The sequence below is a fragment of the Leifsonia sp. fls2-241-R2A-40a genome, assembly GCF_030209575.1.
GTDB lineage: Bacteria > Actinomycetota > Actinomycetes > Actinomycetales > Microbacteriaceae > Leifsonia.
Window position 1 is genome coordinate 1766924 of the sequence record NZ_JARVRS010000001.1, and the last position, 15524, is coordinate 1782447.

Annotated in this window: 18 protein-coding genes; 4 read left to right on the forward strand and 14 right to left on the reverse strand. The window is 71.1% G+C overall.

Going from position 1 to position 15524, the window contains the following annotated elements:
• Nucleotides 1-10 precede the first annotated feature (10 nt).
• Nucleotides 11-850 (forward strand): SDR family oxidoreductase, encoded by an 840-nt coding sequence (locus tag QRN40_RS08900; protein ID WP_285115228.1) that lies wholly within the window; start codon nucleotides 11-13, stop codon nucleotides 848-850.
• 66 nt (nucleotides 851-916) lie between these two features.
• On the opposite strand, the gene QRN40_RS08905 is transcribed toward QRN40_RS08900, so the two are convergent.
• The 6 genes from QRN40_RS08905 to QRN40_RS08930 form a co-directional block, all read right to left on the reverse strand.
• The gene (locus QRN40_RS08905; protein ID WP_285115229.1) at nucleotides 917-1384 is read right to left on the reverse strand and encodes an SRPBCC family protein; all 468 of its coding nucleotides are present in this window, start codon (nucleotides 1382-1384) and stop codon (nucleotides 917-919) included.
• A 105-nt stretch (nucleotides 1385-1489) separates the two neighbouring features.
• Nucleotides 1490-2302, reverse strand: a complete 813-nt coding sequence (locus QRN40_RS08910; RefSeq protein WP_285115230.1) for an ABC transporter permease — start codon at nucleotides 2300-2302, stop codon at nucleotides 1490-1492.
• Nucleotides 2303-2310: 8 nt separating this feature from the next.
• Nucleotides 2311-3348 (reverse strand): aliphatic sulfonate ABC transporter substrate-binding protein, encoded by a 1038-nt coding sequence (locus QRN40_RS08915; RefSeq protein WP_285115231.1) that lies wholly within the window; start codon nucleotides 3346-3348, stop codon nucleotides 2311-2313.
• Nucleotides 3349-3419: 71 nt separating this feature from the next.
• Complete coding sequence (locus QRN40_RS08920; protein WP_285115232.1) at nucleotides 3420-4283, reverse strand: ABC transporter ATP-binding protein; 864 nt, start codon at nucleotides 4281-4283, stop codon at nucleotides 3420-3422.
• A gap of 88 nt (nucleotides 4284-4371) precedes the next feature.
• Nucleotides 4372-4800 carry a hypothetical protein gene (locus QRN40_RS08925; RefSeq protein ID WP_285115233.1) on the reverse strand — a complete coding sequence of 143 codons (429 nt, stop codon included), beginning with the start codon at nucleotides 4798-4800 and terminating at the stop codon, nucleotides 4372-4374.
• Between the two features lie 15 nt (nucleotides 4801-4815).
• Nucleotides 4816-5667, reverse strand: coding sequence for an exodeoxyribonuclease III (locus QRN40_RS08930; protein ID WP_285115234.1), 852 nt, complete (start codon nucleotides 5665-5667; stop codon nucleotides 4816-4818).
• A 116-nt stretch (nucleotides 5668-5783) separates the two neighbouring features.
• On the opposite strand from QRN40_RS08930, the gene pyrE reads away from it, so the two are divergent.
• Nucleotides 5784-6332: an orotate phosphoribosyltransferase gene (gene pyrE / locus QRN40_RS08935; RefSeq protein WP_285115236.1), complete on the forward strand. Its 549-nt coding sequence runs from the start codon at nucleotides 5784-5786 to the stop codon at nucleotides 6330-6332.
• Nucleotides 6332-8467 carry a hypothetical protein gene (locus QRN40_RS08940; protein WP_285115237.1) on the forward strand — a complete coding sequence of 712 codons (2136 nt, stop codon included), beginning with the start codon at nucleotides 6332-6334 and terminating at the stop codon, nucleotides 8465-8467. The genes pyrE and QRN40_RS08940 overlap by 1 nt, the downstream gene beginning before the upstream one ends.
• A gap of 16 nt (nucleotides 8468-8483) precedes the next feature.
• Here the strand turns inward: QRN40_RS08940 and QRN40_RS08945 are convergent, their stop codons facing one another.
• Together QRN40_RS08945 and QRN40_RS08950 are read right to left on the reverse strand one after the other, a co-directional pair.
• The gene (locus tag QRN40_RS08945) at nucleotides 8484-9014 is read right to left on the reverse strand and encodes a DUF4303 domain-containing protein (protein WP_285117466.1); all 531 of its coding nucleotides are present in this window, start codon (nucleotides 9012-9014) and stop codon (nucleotides 8484-8486) included.
• Nucleotides 9015-9041: 27 nt separating this feature from the next.
• The gene (locus QRN40_RS08950; RefSeq protein WP_285115238.1) at nucleotides 9042-9839 is read right to left on the reverse strand and encodes an HAD-IIA family hydrolase; all 798 of its coding nucleotides are present in this window, start codon (nucleotides 9837-9839) and stop codon (nucleotides 9042-9044) included.
• Between the two features lie 95 nt (nucleotides 9840-9934).
• Here QRN40_RS08950 and QRN40_RS08955 point away from each other — a divergent pair, with 95 nt between their 5' ends.
• Nucleotides 9935-10570, forward strand: coding sequence for a TrmH family RNA methyltransferase (locus QRN40_RS08955; protein ID WP_285115239.1), 636 nt, complete (start codon nucleotides 9935-9937; stop codon nucleotides 10568-10570).
• 50 nt (nucleotides 10571-10620) lie between these two features.
• Here the strand turns inward: QRN40_RS08955 and QRN40_RS08960 are convergent, their stop codons facing one another.
• From QRN40_RS08960 to QRN40_RS08985, 6 genes are all read right to left on the reverse strand, one after another.
• Nucleotides 10621-11067 carry a DUF3052 domain-containing protein gene (locus QRN40_RS08960; RefSeq protein ID WP_285115240.1) on the reverse strand — a complete coding sequence of 149 codons (447 nt, stop codon included), beginning with the start codon at nucleotides 11065-11067 and terminating at the stop codon, nucleotides 10621-10623.
• Nucleotides 11055-11900 (reverse strand): metallophosphoesterase, encoded by an 846-nt coding sequence (locus QRN40_RS08965; protein ID WP_285115241.1) that lies wholly within the window; start codon nucleotides 11898-11900, stop codon nucleotides 11055-11057. The genes QRN40_RS08960 and QRN40_RS08965 overlap by 13 nt, the downstream gene beginning before the upstream one ends.
• Before the next feature lie 133 nt (nucleotides 11901-12033).
• Nucleotides 12034-12198 (reverse strand): hypothetical protein, encoded by a 165-nt coding sequence (locus QRN40_RS08970; protein ID WP_285115242.1) that lies wholly within the window; start codon nucleotides 12196-12198, stop codon nucleotides 12034-12036.
• Between the two features lie 73 nt (nucleotides 12199-12271).
• Nucleotides 12272-14125 carry a YhgE/Pip domain-containing protein gene (locus tag QRN40_RS08975; RefSeq protein ID WP_285115243.1) on the reverse strand — a complete coding sequence of 618 codons (1854 nt, stop codon included), beginning with the start codon at nucleotides 14123-14125 and terminating at the stop codon, nucleotides 12272-12274.
• Nucleotides 14122-14835, reverse strand: coding sequence for a hypothetical protein (locus QRN40_RS08980; protein WP_285115244.1), 714 nt, complete (start codon nucleotides 14833-14835; stop codon nucleotides 14122-14124). Before QRN40_RS08980 ends, QRN40_RS08975 begins: the two co-directional genes overlap by 4 nt.
• On the reverse strand, nucleotides 14832-15494 hold the full coding sequence (locus QRN40_RS08985; protein ID WP_285115245.1) for a TetR/AcrR family transcriptional regulator: 663 nt from the start codon (nucleotides 15492-15494) through the stop codon (nucleotides 14832-14834). The genes QRN40_RS08980 and QRN40_RS08985 overlap by 4 nt, the downstream gene beginning before the upstream one ends.
• Between the last annotated feature and the right edge of the window lie 30 nt (nucleotides 15495-15524).

The window sequence follows — 15524 nt, forward strand, 5'->3', positions numbered from 1 at the left end:
GGAGGTCAGGATGTCTTTCCCTGAGCAACAGCAGCAGCCGCCCGGCACGACGGATGCGATGGACCCGCGGCCCGACCACGGCGAGGAGACCTACCGGGGCAACGGCAGGCTGAGCGGCAAGGTCGCCCTCATCACTGGCGCCGACAGCGGTATCGGCAAGGCGGTCGCGATCGCGTACGCACGCGAGGGCGCCGATGTCGCCATCTCGTACCTGAACGAGCAGGAGGACGCGGAGGACACCGCCAAGTGGGTCCGCGAGGCGGGGCGCACGGCGCTCCTGCTGCCGGGCGATGTGGCGGACCCGCAGCACTGCCGCGATCTCGTCGCCAAGACGGTCGAGAAGCTCGGCGGCCTCGACATCCTCGTCAGCAACGCGGCCTACCAGATGACCCGCGAATCGCTGGAGGAGACGCCAGATGAGGAATGGGACCACACGATCGCGACGAACATCTCGGCGTTCTTCCACCTCGCCAAAGCGGCCGTACCGCACCTGAAGCCGGGGGCGAGCATCATCGGGTCGTCGTCGGTGAACTCGGACATGCCCTCGCCGACGCTGCTGCCGTATGCGGCGACGAAGGCGGCCATCGCGAACATGACGGCGTCGATGGCGCAGCTGCTCGGGGAGAAGGGCATCCGGGCCAACAGCGTGGCGCCCGGTCCGATCTGGACGCCGTTGATCCCCTCCACGATGCCCAACGAGAAGGTCACCCAGTTCGGCAGTAACACCCCGCTGGGCCGCGCCGGTCAGCCCGCCGAGCTCGCACCGGTCTACGTGCTCCTCGCATCGGACGAGGGGTCGTACATCTCGGGCGCGCGGATCTCGGTCACCGGCGGCCGCCCGATCCTGTAGCGCTCGCACACGAAACGGCGGCGCCGGTGGGATCCATCGGCGCCGCGGTTCGTTCGAAGGGACGGGTCAGACCGTCTCGCCGCGGTCCACCTCGCCGCGCCAGGCGCCGGTCTCGGCGCCCTGCGACTCGATGAACTTCTTGAAGTTCTCGAGGTCCTTCTTGACGGCGTGGTCATCCAGGCCGAACACAGAACCGATCTTCTCCAGCGCGTCGGAGGGTGCCCACTCCAGCTGGACGGTCACCTTGGTCTCTGCGTCGGAGAGGCGGTGGAACGTGACGACGCCCGCGTGCTCCGTGTCGCCGGCGACCGACTTCCACGCCACGCGCTCGTCGGGGAGCTGCTCGGTGATGACGGTGTCGAACTGGCGCTCGGCCCCACCGATCTTCACGCGCCAGTGGTTCGTCGTGTCGTCCACCTGGCGGATCTCCTCGACCTCGTCGAGGAAGTGCGGGAAGGACTCGAACTGCGTCCACTGGTTGTACGCCGTCGAGACCGGCACGTTCACGTCGATGGACTGGGTCACTGCAGCCATTACGGCTCCTTTCGTCGTCTTCTGAGTCATCGGCGACGGTAGGCGCGGTACCGGATCGGTTATAGGGCCTGGAATTCCCAGGGTGAACGTGGCAACCCGCGGGGCTCAGCCCCAGCGGCGGGCCGCCCACTTCTCGAACAGGCCGAGCAGCGAGTCGGTGATGATGCCGAGAATGGCCAGCAGGATGATCGCCAGGAACAGCCGGTCGGTGCGGCCGTTGTTCTGCGAGTCGGTCAGCAGGAAGCCCAGTCCCATGGACGACGCGATCAGCTCGGCCGCGACCAGGAACAGCCACGCCTGCGCGAGCGCCAGCCGGAGACCGGAGATGACCGACGGCAGCACGGCGGGAAGCTGCACCGTGCTGAACAGCCGCACGCCGTTCAGCCCGAACGCGCGGCCTGCCTCCACCAGGTGGCGGTCGACGTGCTTGAGGGCGGCGGCGACGGTCGTGTACACGGGGAAGAACGCGCCGATCGTGATCAGGATGATCTTCGAGTCCTCGCCGATCTTGAACCACAGGATCAGCAGGGGCACCCAGGCGAGCGAGGGGACGGCGCGGAGGGCGGCGAGGGTCGGGCTGAACAGCGCGTCCGACCAGCGCGACAGGCCGACGAGCGCACCGAGCAGCATGCCGAGGGCTGCGCCGCAGGCGAAGCCGATGAGCACGCGCTGCGTGGAGATGGCGATGTACTGACCCAGCAGCCCGCGCTGCGCCAGGTCGACGGCCGCCTCCCATACCATGGCGGGCGACGGCAGCTGGGAGGAGGTGAACGCCCCGGAGGTCGACGCGAGCTGCCACGTCGCGAGCACGACCACGGGGATCAGGAAGCCCGCGGCGATCCGCACGCCGCGGCGCGACAGGACGGGCATGCGGGTGCGCGCCGTCGCGACGGCCTCCGGAGCGTTCTGGACGGTCATGGGATGCGTCAGCCGGCGATGGCGCTCGGGTCGGCCTTCTTCGCGAAGGACGGGTCGAGCAGCGAGTCGAGCGCCTTGTCGATGTCGGACTGCGACTTGACGTCATTCGACTGCACGAAGATCGGGCCCACCTTCTTCAGCACGGTCAGCTGAGCCTTTCCGGGGACGTTCGACACATCCAGGTTGCTGCGCTCGGTGATGACCGTGGTCGCGACCGCAGGGTCGATGCCGGCCACGTCGGAGAGGATCTTGGCGGTGTCGGCCGGGTGCTTCTGCGCCCACGCGCGGGCGTACTCGTAGGTGTTCACCACCGTCTGGGCGACGTCCGGCTTCGACGAGAGGAACGACTCCGTCGCGTTGAGGAAGCCGTAGGTGTTGAACTTCACGTTGCGGTAGATGAGCTTCGCGCCCGACTTCTGGGCGTTCGCCATGATCGGGTCGAGGCCGCTCCACGCATCCACCGAGCCGTTCTGCAGAGCCGCCCAGCCGTCGGCGTGCTGGAGGTTCTGGATGGTCACATCCTTCGCCGAGAGACCGTTCGCCTCGAGCGCCTGGAGCAGGAAGAAGTAGGGGTCGGTGCCCTTGGTGGCCGCGACCTGCTTGCCCTTCAGCTCCTTCACCGAGGTGATGGTGGACTTCGGTCCCACGACGATGGCGGACCACTCGGGCTGGGAGAAGATGTCGATGGTCTTGATGGGCGACCCGTTCGCGCGAGCGAGAAGTGCGGCGGAACCCGCGGTGGAGCCCACGTCGATGGCCCCGGAGCGGAGGGCCTCGTTGGCCTTGTTGGAGCCGGCGGACTGCACCCAGTTGACGGTGATGTCCTGCTTCTTCAGCGCCTTCTCGAGCCAGCCCTCCTTCTTGATCACCAGGCTGAGCGGGTTGTACGTCGCGAAGTCGATGTTGAGGGTGCCGCCGTGCGTGACTCCGGCGCTGTTGGTGGCGCCGGCGGCGGCTCCCTCGCCGGACACGCAGCCGGTCAGCAGCAGGCTGGCGGCCGCGACGATGCCGGCGGCGGCGGTCAGGATGGCGGGTTTACGGCGCATGATGCCTCTTTCGATGTGGATGCTGTGGATGCTGCGGTGCGGTGCGGGGATGCTGTGGTGCGGTGTGCGGGTCAGTACGGCAGGGCCGGGACGGCTTCCGTGCGCTGGTCGCCGTGGGCCCGGCCGTGGCGGTCGATGCCGAGGCCGTCGAGCAGTTCGGCGCGCAGCTCGGCGAGCTCGGCCGAACCGCGGTCCCGCGGGCGGTCGCCGGGGACGTCGGTGACGCTCGTCACGGTCGAGCCGGGGCGGCCGGGTTCGCTCCCGAGCAGGACCACCCGGTCAGCGAGCTGAAGGGCCTCGTCGACGTCGTGCGTGACCAGCAGGATGGTGGTCGGCGCGGCGGTGTGGATGTCGAGCAGGAGGTCCTGCATCCGGAGCCGGGTGAGCGCGTCGAGGGCGCCGAACGGCTCGTCGAGCAGCAGAACGCCGGGGTTCCGTGCGAGTGCGCGGGCCAGGGAGGCGCGCTGGGCCATGCCGCCGGAGACCTCCCGCGGGCGCTGGGCCGCGGAGCCGGAGAGCCCGACGAGGTCTAGCAGCCGGGCGACGCGGTCGCGGCCGGCAGCCCGGTCGAGTCTACGCGGGAGGCCGAGCGCGACGTTGTCCTCGAGGGAGCGCCAGGGGAGGAGGCGCGGCTCCTGGAAGCCGACCGCGCACCGCGCATCCACCCCGGCGACGGCGGTGCCGTCAATCCGCGCGGTGCCGGCGGAGGGGGCGTCCAGGCCGCCCGCGATCCGCAGGAGGGTGGACTTGCCGCAGCCGCTCGGGCCCAGGATGGCGACGACCTCGCCCGCGCGGACGCGGAGCGAGACGTCGCGCAGCACCGGGCGGTCCTCCGGGGCGCTCGCCGCTCCGCGCGCGCCGCGCCGGCCGGGCGTCGCGAAGGTGCGCGTCACACGGTCGAACTCGACGGCGAAAGCGGAGGAGGCGGCGGTCATGGTGCTCTGACGCTACCGACAGGGCCGCGCACCCCGCTGGCCCGCTGAAACGCGACGTAACGAAAGTGGCGGCCTCGTGCCGCCGCCGTCAGAACGTCGCGCCCGGAACGCCCGAGACGACGAGCGCCGCGCCGGCCGCCCACATGCCGGCCGAGAGCAGGATGCCGGCGAGCGGCACCCAGAAGCTCACGCGGCGCCGGACGAGCAGGACGATGGCCGCGACGATGGCCACAAGCGTGACGGCCCCGGGGCCGAGCAGCGCGACGAAGAAGCCGGCACCCATACGGCCGGTGTCGCACACCGTGGACCCGCCGCACGGGTCGCTTGCGAACACGAGGAAGACGGCGGCGAAGGTCAGCACCGCGGCGACGACGACCGCGAGGACGAGCAGGATGATCGAGGTCACCAGATCCCAGACGATCACCGGCCGGCGCGGTGCCGGTATGGCGTAGCCCGGGACCGGACCCGGGACCGGAGGCTGGGGCGGGTATCCCGGGCCGGGCGGCGGGGTCGTCATCGTCGCAGCGGCCGGTCAGCCGAAGATCATCGGCCGGTCGTCGTCATCATCGGCCGCCGCGGGAGGCGCGGCGAGTTCGACGAGCACCGGCACGTGGTCGCTGGGCGCCTCGCCCTTGCGCTCGTTGCGGTGGATGCTCGCGCCGACCACGCGGTCGGCGAACGCCCGGGAGCCCAGGATGAAGTCGATCCGCAGGCCCTCGTTGCGCGGGAATCTGAGCTGCTTGTAATCCCAGTACGTGTAGCCGTCGGGCACGAGCGGCCGGACGACGTCGGTCAGGCCCGCCTTCTCGAACGCGGCGAAGGCCGTGCGCTCGGGCGGTGAGATGTGCGTCGAGAGGCCGGGGACGAGCGCAGGATCGCCGACATCGGAGTCGAGCGGGGCGACGTTCCAGTCACCCATGAGCGCCAGCTGCAGGTTCGGATCGGCGGCCAGCCACTGCTCCGTGTCGGCCGCCAGCGTCGCCAGCCAGTCGAGCTTGTAGACGTAGTGCGGGTCGGCGAGCGCGCGGCCGTTGGGGACGTACAGGCTCCAGAGGCGCACGCCCTCGACGGTGGCGCCGATCGCGCGAGCCTCCTTCGGCAGCTCGGGCCCGTCGTGATCTTTCAGGAACCCCGGCATGTCCGGGAAGCCGATCGTCACATCCTCGATGGGCAGCCGGCTGGCGATCGCCACGCCGTTCCACTGGTTGAGGCCGTGGAGGACGACCTCGTAGCCCGCCTCCTCGAAGGGGGCGTACGGGAACTGCTCGGGCTTGCACTTGATCTCCTGCATGGCGAGCACATCGACGTCTTCGCGGACCATCCAATCGACCACCCGGCCGACGCGGGTGCGGATCGAATTCACATTCCAGGTGGCGACGCGCATGACCCGATCGTATCGGCCGCCACCGACGCGGCCCGCGTCGGCCCGGCGGCCGGGGAGTGTCAAGGCCCTGTGGAGAACTCCCGGTCGGAACGACGTTCCCCTCTAGAATCAGGGATGTGACGGACGCACGACAGCAGCTCATCGACTACATCTCGGCCGAGGCCGTATTCCACGGCGACTTCACGCTGACCAGCGGCAAGAAGGCGACCTACTACGTCGATCTGCGCAAGGTCAGCCTTGACCACCGCGTGGCGCCGTTGATCGGCCAGGTCATGATCGACCTCATCCGCGACGTCCCCGACGTGGTCGCCGTCGGCGGCATGACGATGGGCGCCGACCCGGTGGCCGCGGCCATCCTGCACCAGGGCGCCGCCCAGGGGCTCGCCTACGATGCGTTCGTCGTGCGCAAGGAGCCGAAGGACCACGGCCGGGGCAAGCAGGTCGAAGGCCCCGACCTCGAAGGAAAGCGCGTCATCGTCCTCGAAGACACCTCGACCACCGGCGGCTCGCCGTTGAAGGCGATCGAGGCGCTGAAGAAGGTCGGTGCCGAGATCGCCGCCGTCGCCGTGGTCGTCGACCGCGACACCGGCGCCCGCGAGGTCATCGAGGGTGCCGGGTACCCGTACTTCGCCGCCATCGGCCTGAAGGATCTGGGGCTGGCGTAGTGTCCGACGAGCGCGGGAGGGGCGCGGAGGACGACGGGCGCCCGCGCGACCCCGATGCCGAGGTGGGCGCGGAGTCCGACGACTGGCTCCTGCAGCAGTTGACCGGTGGCCGGCGCATCGAGCGTCGTGCCGAGGTCCCGGATGCGCCTGGGGCCGTGCCTGCCGAGGAGCAGCCTGCAGAGGAGGAGCCCGCGGCTTCTGTAGATCCCGGGCTTCCGGACACGTCCGGCGAGTCTTCTCCACACGAGCCGGCGGCGTTCGACGAGTTGCTCACCAGCGATGCGGACGAACCGGCGGCCGCAGAGGAGCCGGTCACGGAGTTCCCCGTCGCCTTCAGCTGGAACCTCAAGCCGGGCGAAGGCGGCGACCCGCTCGTTCGGGAGGAGCCGGCGTCCGCGGCGGAGAAGACCCCGACGTTGTTCGAGCCGGTCGCGCCTGACGCCCCGAGCACTCAGGATGCATCGGAGGAGTCCGAGGTCGTCGCGCCTCCGGTTCACCGTTCGAACTACGTCGAGCCGAAGACGGGCCCCGCCGAGACCGTTCCGTTCGTCGGTGCGGCGGCGCCGACTCCGGAAGCGGAGGAGTCGCGGGCTGTCGAACCGGAGCCGGACGAGCCGGAGCCGGACGAGCCGGAGCAGGAAGCACCTGCGCCCGTCCGATCCTGGGTGATCGAACCGGCGTTGCCCACGCCACCCGCGCCGGTCGAGGAACCACGCACGATCTTCGACGCGCCTCCCGCCGCGGACGCGACGGCAGATGATGACTCCGATGAGAGTCACGGCCTCGCGGCGTTGCTGGGCTTCGGAGCGCCCGATACGGACGAGCCGTCCGGCCGCTCGATCATCGGGGACACGACCAGCGTCATTCCGCTCGACCCGTCGTTCGTGATGCCGCCTCCAAAGCCCGAAACGCCGGCAGCGGAGCCCGAGGTGCCGCCTACGGAGCCGCAGGCGCCGCCGACCCGCGTCGAGGACACTCCGACGCAGCAACTGGATGCCGCGGAGCTCGCGGCGCTGCTCCGAGCGGAGCCTGACGAGCCCCAGGTCGTCCTGCCGTCCGAGCCGGCGATCCCGGCGGCTGAGGCGGAAGTCGCGCTCGGCGGGATGCCGTCCCCGGCCACGAGCACGATCGACGCCGCCAGCATCGCAGCGGCCTCCGAGCCGGTTCCGTACGAGCCGGTGCCGTCGGAGCCGGACGAGGAGCAGTCCGAGCCGGGCGAGGAGCAGTCCGAGCCGGATGCCGACCCGCTGGCGGACCTGTTCGGCGGCCCGGACGAGCCGGAGGAGGACCACTCGGCGCCCGTCGACCCCTTCGAGGACAAGCCAGAGCCCGAACCGGCCGCCGGTGTCGAGGGCCCGCAGCTCCCGGCCACCGCTCCGTTCATCGCGCCGGTGGACACGCGCGACGACCTGAGACGGCGATCGGGAGGCGCTCCCTCCGACGAGGCGGCCGGCGTCGCCGCGATCCCGGCAACGTCGACCGGAGTGCCGGCCGGCCCCACAGGCCCGACCACCCCGGGGCTCTGGGGGTCTCGCAACAACCGCATCCTGTTCACCGTCGCCGGTGCCCTGGCGGTCATCCTGGTGTTGATCGGACTCTTCGCACTCGGGACCCGCATCCCCTCGTGGTTCGGCGCCGCCGCGCCTGCGGCGCAGCCCTTCGCCTCGACGACGCCGACTCCGAAGGCGACCCCCACGCCGACGCCCACGCCGGTGCCGACGGTCACCCCGAAGCCCGCGGCCGCGGTCGGACCGGGCACCCACCCCTGGGACACGCTCGGCGGCGGCGAGTGCATCCAGCCCTTCACCTCCGTCTGGGCGGAGGACTTCACGGTCGTCGACTGCACCACCCCGCACACCGCGCAGCTCGTCTACACGAACCTGCTCTCCGCCGACCCCGCGGCCGCGTATCCCGGGGCCGACGCCCTCGCCCAGCAGATCCCCGGGCTGTGCACCGCCGGAGGCGTGGTCGACCTCGGCGCGGCCGGCGCCTATCCCGACCTGCAGGTGGTCGGTTCGTTCCCGGCCACAGAGCAGCAGTGGAAGGACGGCCAGCGCTCCTACTACTGCTTCGCCACCCGCTCGAGCGGGCAACCGCTCACGACGTCGGTCGCAGGCCCCGGCCCGACCGCCTGATCCCCCGACTCCCAGGTCAGTCGCCCGAGCCCGAGCGCAGGTCGCGTTCGTACCGCAGCAGCGCGCCGGGCGGGTTGAGGCGGCGAGCGGACTCGATCGCCGCGCCGATATCGTCGGCGCCAGGCAGCGTGACGTTCACCACCACTGCATCCCGGGCTGCTCCGACGCCGAAGAACCCCTCCTCGTCCAACTCGGCGAGAGCACCGGCCATCGCATCGACGAGCGCCGCATTCATCACCGGCGGACGGTCGTACGGTTCACCGAACTCCTCGAACAGCGGCTCCAGCCGCGCGAACGATTCGTCGCCGAACAGGTCGTACGGCGAATCCATCACCGACCACCGCAGAGCATCCCCATCCCCATCCGCGACGGCCCGCCGCAGCCCCTCCTCCGAACACGCGGTCGGCACCGGACGGTGCGCGAGCGGCGTGGTCCACAGGCCGAAGTAGTAGAAGCTCTCGGACGGTCGCTCGTCCCGCAGACGGGTCCATGCCGTCCGGGCGGCGTCGCGGATGGCGGAGCGGATGCGCGCGAAGTCGTCCACCATCGCCACCGGGCCGCCGCGGGGCGTCGGTCAGAGCTCGGTCTCGAGCGGGTCGTGGACGACCAGCTCGTCCACCCCGCGAAGCACCTCGTCCGGGCGGAACGGGTAGCGCTCGATCTCCGCCGGGTCGCTGATGCCGGTCAGCACCAGGATGGTGTGCAGCCCGGCCTCGATCCCGGCGACGACGTCGGTGTCCATGCGGTCGCCGATCATCGCCGTGTTCTCGGAGTGCGCGCCGATGCGGTTCATCGCGGACCGGAACATCATCGGGTTCGGCTTGCCGACGACGTAGGGGTCGCGGCCGGTCGCCTTCGTGATCATGGCGGTGACCGCGCCCGTCGCGGGCAGCGGTCCCTCGGCGCTCGGGCCCGTGGCGTCCGGGTTCGTGGAGATGAACCGCGCGCCCTTGCCGATCAGCCGGATCGCCTTGGTGATCGCGTCGAACGAGTAGCTGCGGGTCTCGCCCACCACCACGTAGTCCGGGTTGGTGTCGGTCATGATGAAGCCGGCCTCGTGCAGGGCGGTCGTCAGGCCCGCCTCGCCGATCACGTACGCGCTGCCGCCGGGCATCTGCGACTTGAGGAAGTCGGCGGTGGCCAGGGCGGAGGTCCAGATCGACTCCTCCGGCACGTCGAGCCCGGAGGTGCGCAGCCGGGCCGCGAGGTCGCGCGGCGTGAAGATCGAGTTGTTGGTCAGCACCAGGAACGGGGTCCCCTGGTCGCGCCACTGCTGGATGAGCTCCGAGGCGCCCGGAAGCGCCTGGTTCTCGTGCACGAGCACGCCATCCATGTCGGTGAGCCAGCACTCGATCTCGTCGCGACGCGTCACGTGGGACCCCTTTCACCGGGAAGCGGATGCGTCCAGCTTAGGGGCCGTGCCCCGGCGGCGCCGAGGCGGGCGGCCGCGGTGGATACGCTGAACGAGTGGATGAGACGCCGAACCCGACGCACGAGCTGACCACGTACGGCGTCGGCCCGTGGCCGGGCGAATGGCCCGACGACCCGCGGTACGACCGGGAGCTGCTCCGGCACGGCGACACCCGCAACGTGATCGACCGGTACCGGTACTGGACGATGGAGGCCATCGTCGCCGACCTGGATGAGCACCGCCACCCGTTCCATGTGGCCATCGAGAACTGGCAGCACGACATGAACATCGGGTCCATCGTCCGCAGCGCCAACGCCTTCGCGGCCGACACCGTCCACATCATCGGGCGCCGCCGCTGGAACAAGCGGGGCGCCATGGTCACCGACCGCTACCAGCACGTGGTGCACCACGACGATGTAGCGGGTTTCGTCGCCTGGGCCCGCGGCGCCGGACTGCCGGTCATCGCGATCGACAACGTGCCCGGGTCCGTCCGGATCGAGACGTTCGCCCTCCCGTTCCGCTGCGTCCTCCTGTTCGGGCAGGAGGGCCCAGGCCTGTCACCGGAGGCGCTGGAGGCGGCGGACGCGGTGGTCGAGATCTCGCAGTTCGGTTCGACGCGGTCGATCAACGCCTCTGCGGCGGCCGCCGTCGCCATGCACTCGTGGGTGCGCCAGCACGTGCCGTTCGCCTGAGCGCTCGCGTCGCGCGCTCGCGTCAGGCCGCGCGCGTCCCGTTGCAGCCGTCAGCGGTTCTCGCGGCGCCAGACCAGCTTCAGTGCCGACCAGTCGGTGTCGAGGGCGGCGACCTTCACGTCGACCAGCCCCCGCGCGAGGGCGGCGTCGCGGATGAGGTTCTCGTCCAGATCGCTGACGTGCCCGGCGGCTTTGCGTGGCCAGGCCGCCCAGAGCATCCCGTCGGGGCGGATCGGCTCGCCCAGTTGGTCGAGCTCGGCGAGGAACACGGCGGCGGTCCGGTAGAAGGCGAGGATGAGTCCCCGCGCGCCGTCGTCGGTCCACGTGACCTCGGGGCCGTCCTCCAGCGGGATGCGCCAGCCCGCGTCCGCGTGCAGGACGGTCGCGCGCATCCCCGGCTTCAGCCCGAGCTTCTTCCAGAGCGGTGTGCCCGAGTAGCCGGCCGCCCCGCCCGGGGCCGCGCCGCTTGCGGAGGCGTCGGGCGTCACCGCTTCCACCCGGCGTCGTCGGCGATTCGCTGGATGGCGGCCGCGTCGAGGTCGTACACGGTCTCTCCGTCCTCGGGAGCAGGAGCCGTCACGAAGTGCGCCCGGACCGGCCCGTCCTCCGGCAGCTGGACCCACGCGAAGCCGGCGCCGCGGACGGCCCGCTCGTGCGGTGGAGGCCACAGCACGTCGGTCGTGTTGGCGACCGCGGGGGCGACGACGACGGAAATGCCCGCAGGCCCGGCCTCGGTGGCAAGGCCGTGGTGGAAGTGGCCGGCCAGGATGAGCCGCACATCCACATCCCCGTCGCTGCACACGTCGAGGAGCGGCTGCGGGTCGACCAACCGCAGCGGTTCGAACAGCACCGTCGAGGGCGCGACGGGCGGATGGTGGAGCACGACGACGGTGCCGCGCTCGGACGGCGTGGCGAGAACCGTGCGCAGCCGGTCGAGCTGCGCCTCCTCCACGTGCCCGTATCCGGCGCCGGGCACGCTCGTGTCGACCGTGACGATGCGGAAGCCGCGGACCGTGGTCACGGTCTCGCGCGCGCCGAGCACCTCTTCGAAGCCGTCGGGGAGGTCGTGGTTGCCCATCGCGTAGACGAGCGCTGCGCCGCGCTGGGCCGCCCACGGTTCCAGGGTGGCTGCGAGCTTCCGGTACGACTCGGCGGTCCCGTCGTCGGACAGGTCGCCGGAGACGACGACGACATCGACCTCCGCGAGCGAGGCCGCGCGCGCGAGCACGCGATCCAGCGCCGCGAGCGTGTCCACGACTCCGTACTGCAGCCGGCCGTCGCCGTACAGATGCGTGTCGGAGAGGTGCAGGATGCGCAGGGTTTCGCTCACGCCGCCACCCTAGCGCCGGCCACCGTCGCTGCACCCTCGCAGCGGCGCCGCACCCTCGAGTGGTGACCCTCGAGTGGTGAGTCGTTGCGCCTATCCGCCTCGAGTGGTGACCAGATGTCACCACTCGACGACGTCAGTCCGCGTCGAGCGCCTCGATGATGGCGTCGACCGCCGTGATCAGGTTGTGCAGCGCCTGGCGTTCGATGGAGTCCTCGGCCAGCTTCTGGATGTCGTAGCTGGCGGCGCTCGCCGCCTGGCGCGCCTGCGCGAGCGCTGCCTGAACCTCGAGATCGGCCATGGTGATCCTCCTGACGATCGGGTGCCGGTGGCGTCACCCTAGCCCCGGCACCCGTCCGCCCGCCAGAGTCCGGCTAGCCGATCAGCGACGGCCGCAGGTCGCGCAGCGTGCGGAAGTGGGTCATCCTCGTCACGCCGATCGCCGCGACGAGCAGCGCGATCAGCATCCACAGGGCCAGCACGCCGGCGTCCGCCCAGGCCGTCGCCGCGCTTCCGCCGTACATGACCTGGCGGATGCCGTCCACCGCGTACGACATCGGCAGCGCGTGGTGCAGTGCGGCGAGCGGGCCCGGGAGCGTCTGCCACGGGAATGTGCCTCCCGCAGTGACCAGCTGAAGCACCATGAGCACGAGCCCGAGGAACTGCCCGACGCTGCCCAGCCAGACGTTCAGCGCGAGGATGATGGCCGCGAAGGTGATCGAGGCGAGCCCCATCAGGCCGTACATCCCGAGCGGATTGTCGATCCGGAAGCCGAGCGCCCCGGAGACGATCGCGAACAGCCCGATCATCTGCACGGCGCCGAGAAGGCCCGGCGTCAGCCACCCGGCCAGCGTGATCTTCACCGGCGAGTGCAGCGCCGTGATGGCGCGGCGGGAGACCGGCTTGACGATGAGGAAGAGGGCGTAGATGCCGATCCACGCCGCGAGCGCCACGAAGAACGGGGCGAGCCCGGCGCCGTAGGTCCCTGCGGACGTGATGGAGTCGTTCTTGAGGTTCACCGGGTCGGCGATGGTCGAGGCCTGCTTCTTCTGCAGGCTGGGGGAGTTGTCCGGGATGCGGTCGACGCCGTCCTTGAGGCCGTCGCGCAACTGGGTCGTGCCGTCGTGCAGTGTGGTGAGCCCGTCGCGCAGCTGGGCGGCGCCCGAGGCCGCAGTGGAGGCGCCGGAGGCGACCTGCGAGGCGCCCGAGGCCGCCTGCTGGGAGCCCGCTGCGACCTGGGATGCGCCGCCCGCGACCTGGTCCGCGCCCGCGGACAGCTGGTTGATCTGCCCGACCGCGCCCTGGATCTGCGAGTTGCCGGACTGCACGGTCGAGTCGATCTGACCCAGCGTGGCCTGCACCTGCGCGATCACGGCGGGGTCGGCCCCGCTGGCCTGCAGCTGCTGGATGAGCCGCTGCCCGGCGGCGGGTGCGTCCGTCGCGATCTGCGAGGCGGCCGTCGCGGCCTGGTTCGCCTTCGCGGCCAGCTGCTGGTTGCCCGCCGCGACCTGCGCCGCGCCGTCGCTGACCTGCTGGGCGCCGGATGCGAGTTCGCCCAGCTTGCCGGCGAGCTCCTGCGATCCGGACGCGAGCTGCGCTGTGCCGTCCGCGAGCTGCGAGGCTCCCGACTGGGCCCTCGCGCTGCCGTCCGCCAGTTTGTTCGCACCATCCACCGCGGACACGAGGTTCGAGCGTATGTCGGCCAGCCCGATCAGGAACTGCTTCGCCGCCTGCTCGTTCACCTGCTTGACGATGGAGGTGCGGATCTTCTCCGCCGCCTGCGTGCCGATGGTCGAGGCGAGGTAGCTGTTGGTGTCGTTGGTGGTCAGCGTGACGACCGCGCGGTGCGGGTCGGTGCCGGAGGCGGACGCCAGGGCCGACGAGAAGTCGGCGGGGAAGGTGATGCTGAAGTCGTACTTGGAGTCGTCCACGCCGCTCGCAGCAGAGCTCTTCTCCACCCGGTGCCACTGGAACGAGCCGTCCTGGATGAGCTGATCGGCGACGTCGTCGCCGTAATTGACGGTCGCGCCGTCCACGGTCGTCCCGGTGTCGTCCACCACGATGGCCGCGGGGATGCGGTCGAGATTCGCGTACGGGTTCTGATTCGCCCACAGGTACAGGCCGCCGTACAGCACCGGGACGCACATCAGTGCGATGAGCGCCACGATGGACATCGGGCTGGCGGTGAGGCGGCGGAACTCCGCCGCGATCATCTGCGGGATCTTCATGCTTCTTCCTGGATGGGCTCGGCCTGGAGCGGCTCGGTGACGATCAGGTCCGGGAGATCGTCGGTGTCGTCGCGGCCGGGGTCTTCGTCGAAGGTGTTCGGATCGGTCTCGTCCATACGCGAGACCAGGGAGGCCGCGGCGATCGCCGCGGCGGAGGCGTCCCCGGCGACGACCAGCACGGCCTTGTCGCGGCCGGCCAGCTCGCGGGCGAACCGCCACCAGTCGACCGGGTCGCCGCCGTGACGGTCGGGCGACACCAGGACCAGCGCATCCACCCCTCTGCGCAGCAGCGCGAGCTCGGCGAGGAGCCGGATGCGGACCATCGGCGGGACCGTCCCGATCGAGTGCCGTGCCCAGTCCGAGGCGCCGAGTTCGCGCAGGCAGCGGCTGACGGCGACGGGATGGGAGGGGCGCCCGGCGAACATCAGCTCCTCCGCGACGATCCCCCCGACGGTCACGTCGGAGGCGGGCTCGGAGACGTCGGGTGCGTCGATGAGGGCGATCCGTCGGCGCATCGCCGAGGAGTCCGCCGCGCCGTCGATCGTGACGGAACCGCCGTCGGGACGCATCCGTCCGGACGCGATCAGTCCGAGAACGGTCGGCCGCTGCTCGGTCTCGGCGCGCGCGAGCGTGGCGCGCCCGGTCTCGAACGAGGCGGACGTCGCGGGCAGCGCGGCGCCCTTGGTGACGTGGTCGAGGACGACCTTCATCGTGTGCCGCCTTCCGGGAGGTCGTGGTGCTGGGGGTGGAATGCGAGTTCGGGAGTGGACGCGATCAGCTCGCCGGCCTCGCGCCACCCCATCCCTGCGGCGCCGACGCCGGCGAGCATCACCAGGCGGTGGCCTTCCTCGGGGGTGAGTCGTGCGCGCGTCGCCTCGTCGAGCACGGAGACGGCGGCGTTCTCGATCAGGCGCGTCACGGTCTCGCCGTCGAGATCGGTGCGGATGTGGCCGGACTCCCGGCCGCGCCGGACCGTCGCCCGCAGTCGCTCCCGCGCCGGGTCGAGGGCGGTGCCCACCATCGCGCGGTGCGGTCCGCGGACGGCGAGCGCGGCGCTGACGCGCACGTGCTCGACCTCGGCCCAGAGGGTCGCCCCGAAGAGCGCGATCTCGACCAGCGGGTCGGGATGCGACACCGGGTCCAGCAGGGCGGCGAGGCGCCGCGCGCCGCGGGTGAAGACCTCGACGAGCAGCTCGTCGCGCGTCGCGAAGTGACCGTAGACGGCGCGGCGGCTGAGGCCGGCGCGCGCGGCGATGCTCTCGAGGGAGGCGTCGATGTCCTCGTTCAGGGCGACCGCCGCTGCCCCGAGGATCGCCTCGCGGTTGGCGGCCGCGTCACGGCGCGGCGCACGGGTGGAGGTGGTGGGCATACGTCCAGTGTACGCCCTTCTTGCACACTC

Bases quoted from the DNA above. Each gene is read 5' to 3' on its own strand.
- QRN40_RS08920 (WP_285115232.1), bottom strand. From the start codon at position 4,283: ATGACCGCCGCCTCCTCCGCTTTCGCCGTCGAGTTCGACCGTGTGACG.
- QRN40_RS08945 (WP_285117466.1), bottom strand. From the start codon at position 9,014: ATGGTGGACGACTTCGCGCGCATCCGCTCCGCCATCCGCGACGCCGCC.
- QRN40_RS08905 (WP_285115229.1), bottom strand. From the start codon at position 1,384: ATGGCTGCAGTGACCCAGTCCATCGACGTGAACGTGCCGGTCTCGACG.
- QRN40_RS08975 (WP_285115243.1), bottom strand. From the start codon at position 14,125: ATGAAGATCCCGCAGATGATCGCGGCGGAGTTCCGCCGCCTCACCGCC.
- QRN40_RS08910 (WP_285115230.1), bottom strand. From the start codon at position 2,302: ATGACCGTCCAGAACGCTCCGGAGGCCGTCGCGACGGCGCGCACCCGC.
- QRN40_RS08970 (WP_285115242.1), bottom strand. From the start codon at position 12,198: ATGGCCGATCTCGAGGTTCAGGCAGCGCTCGCGCAGGCGCGCCAGGCG.
- QRN40_RS08980 (WP_285115244.1), bottom strand. From the start codon at position 14,835: ATGAAGGTCGTCCTCGACCACGTCACCAAGGGCGCCGCGCTGCCCGCG.
- QRN40_RS08985 (WP_285115245.1), bottom strand. From the start codon at position 15,494: ATGCCCACCACCTCCACCCGTGCGCCGCGCCGTGACGCGGCCGCCAAC.
- QRN40_RS08930 (WP_285115234.1), bottom strand. From the start codon at position 5,667: ATGCGCGTCGCCACCTGGAATGTGAATTCGATCCGCACCCGCGTCGGC.
- QRN40_RS08915 (WP_285115231.1), bottom strand. From the start codon at position 3,348: ATGCGCCGTAAACCCGCCATCCTGACCGCCGCCGCCGGCATCGTCGCG.
- QRN40_RS08925 (WP_285115233.1), bottom strand. From the start codon at position 4,800: ATGACGACCCCGCCGCCCGGCCCGGGATACCCGCCCCAGCCTCCGGTC.
- QRN40_RS08900 (WP_285115228.1), top strand. From the start codon at position 11: ATGTCTTTCCCTGAGCAACAGCAGCAGCCGCCCGGCACGACGGATGCG.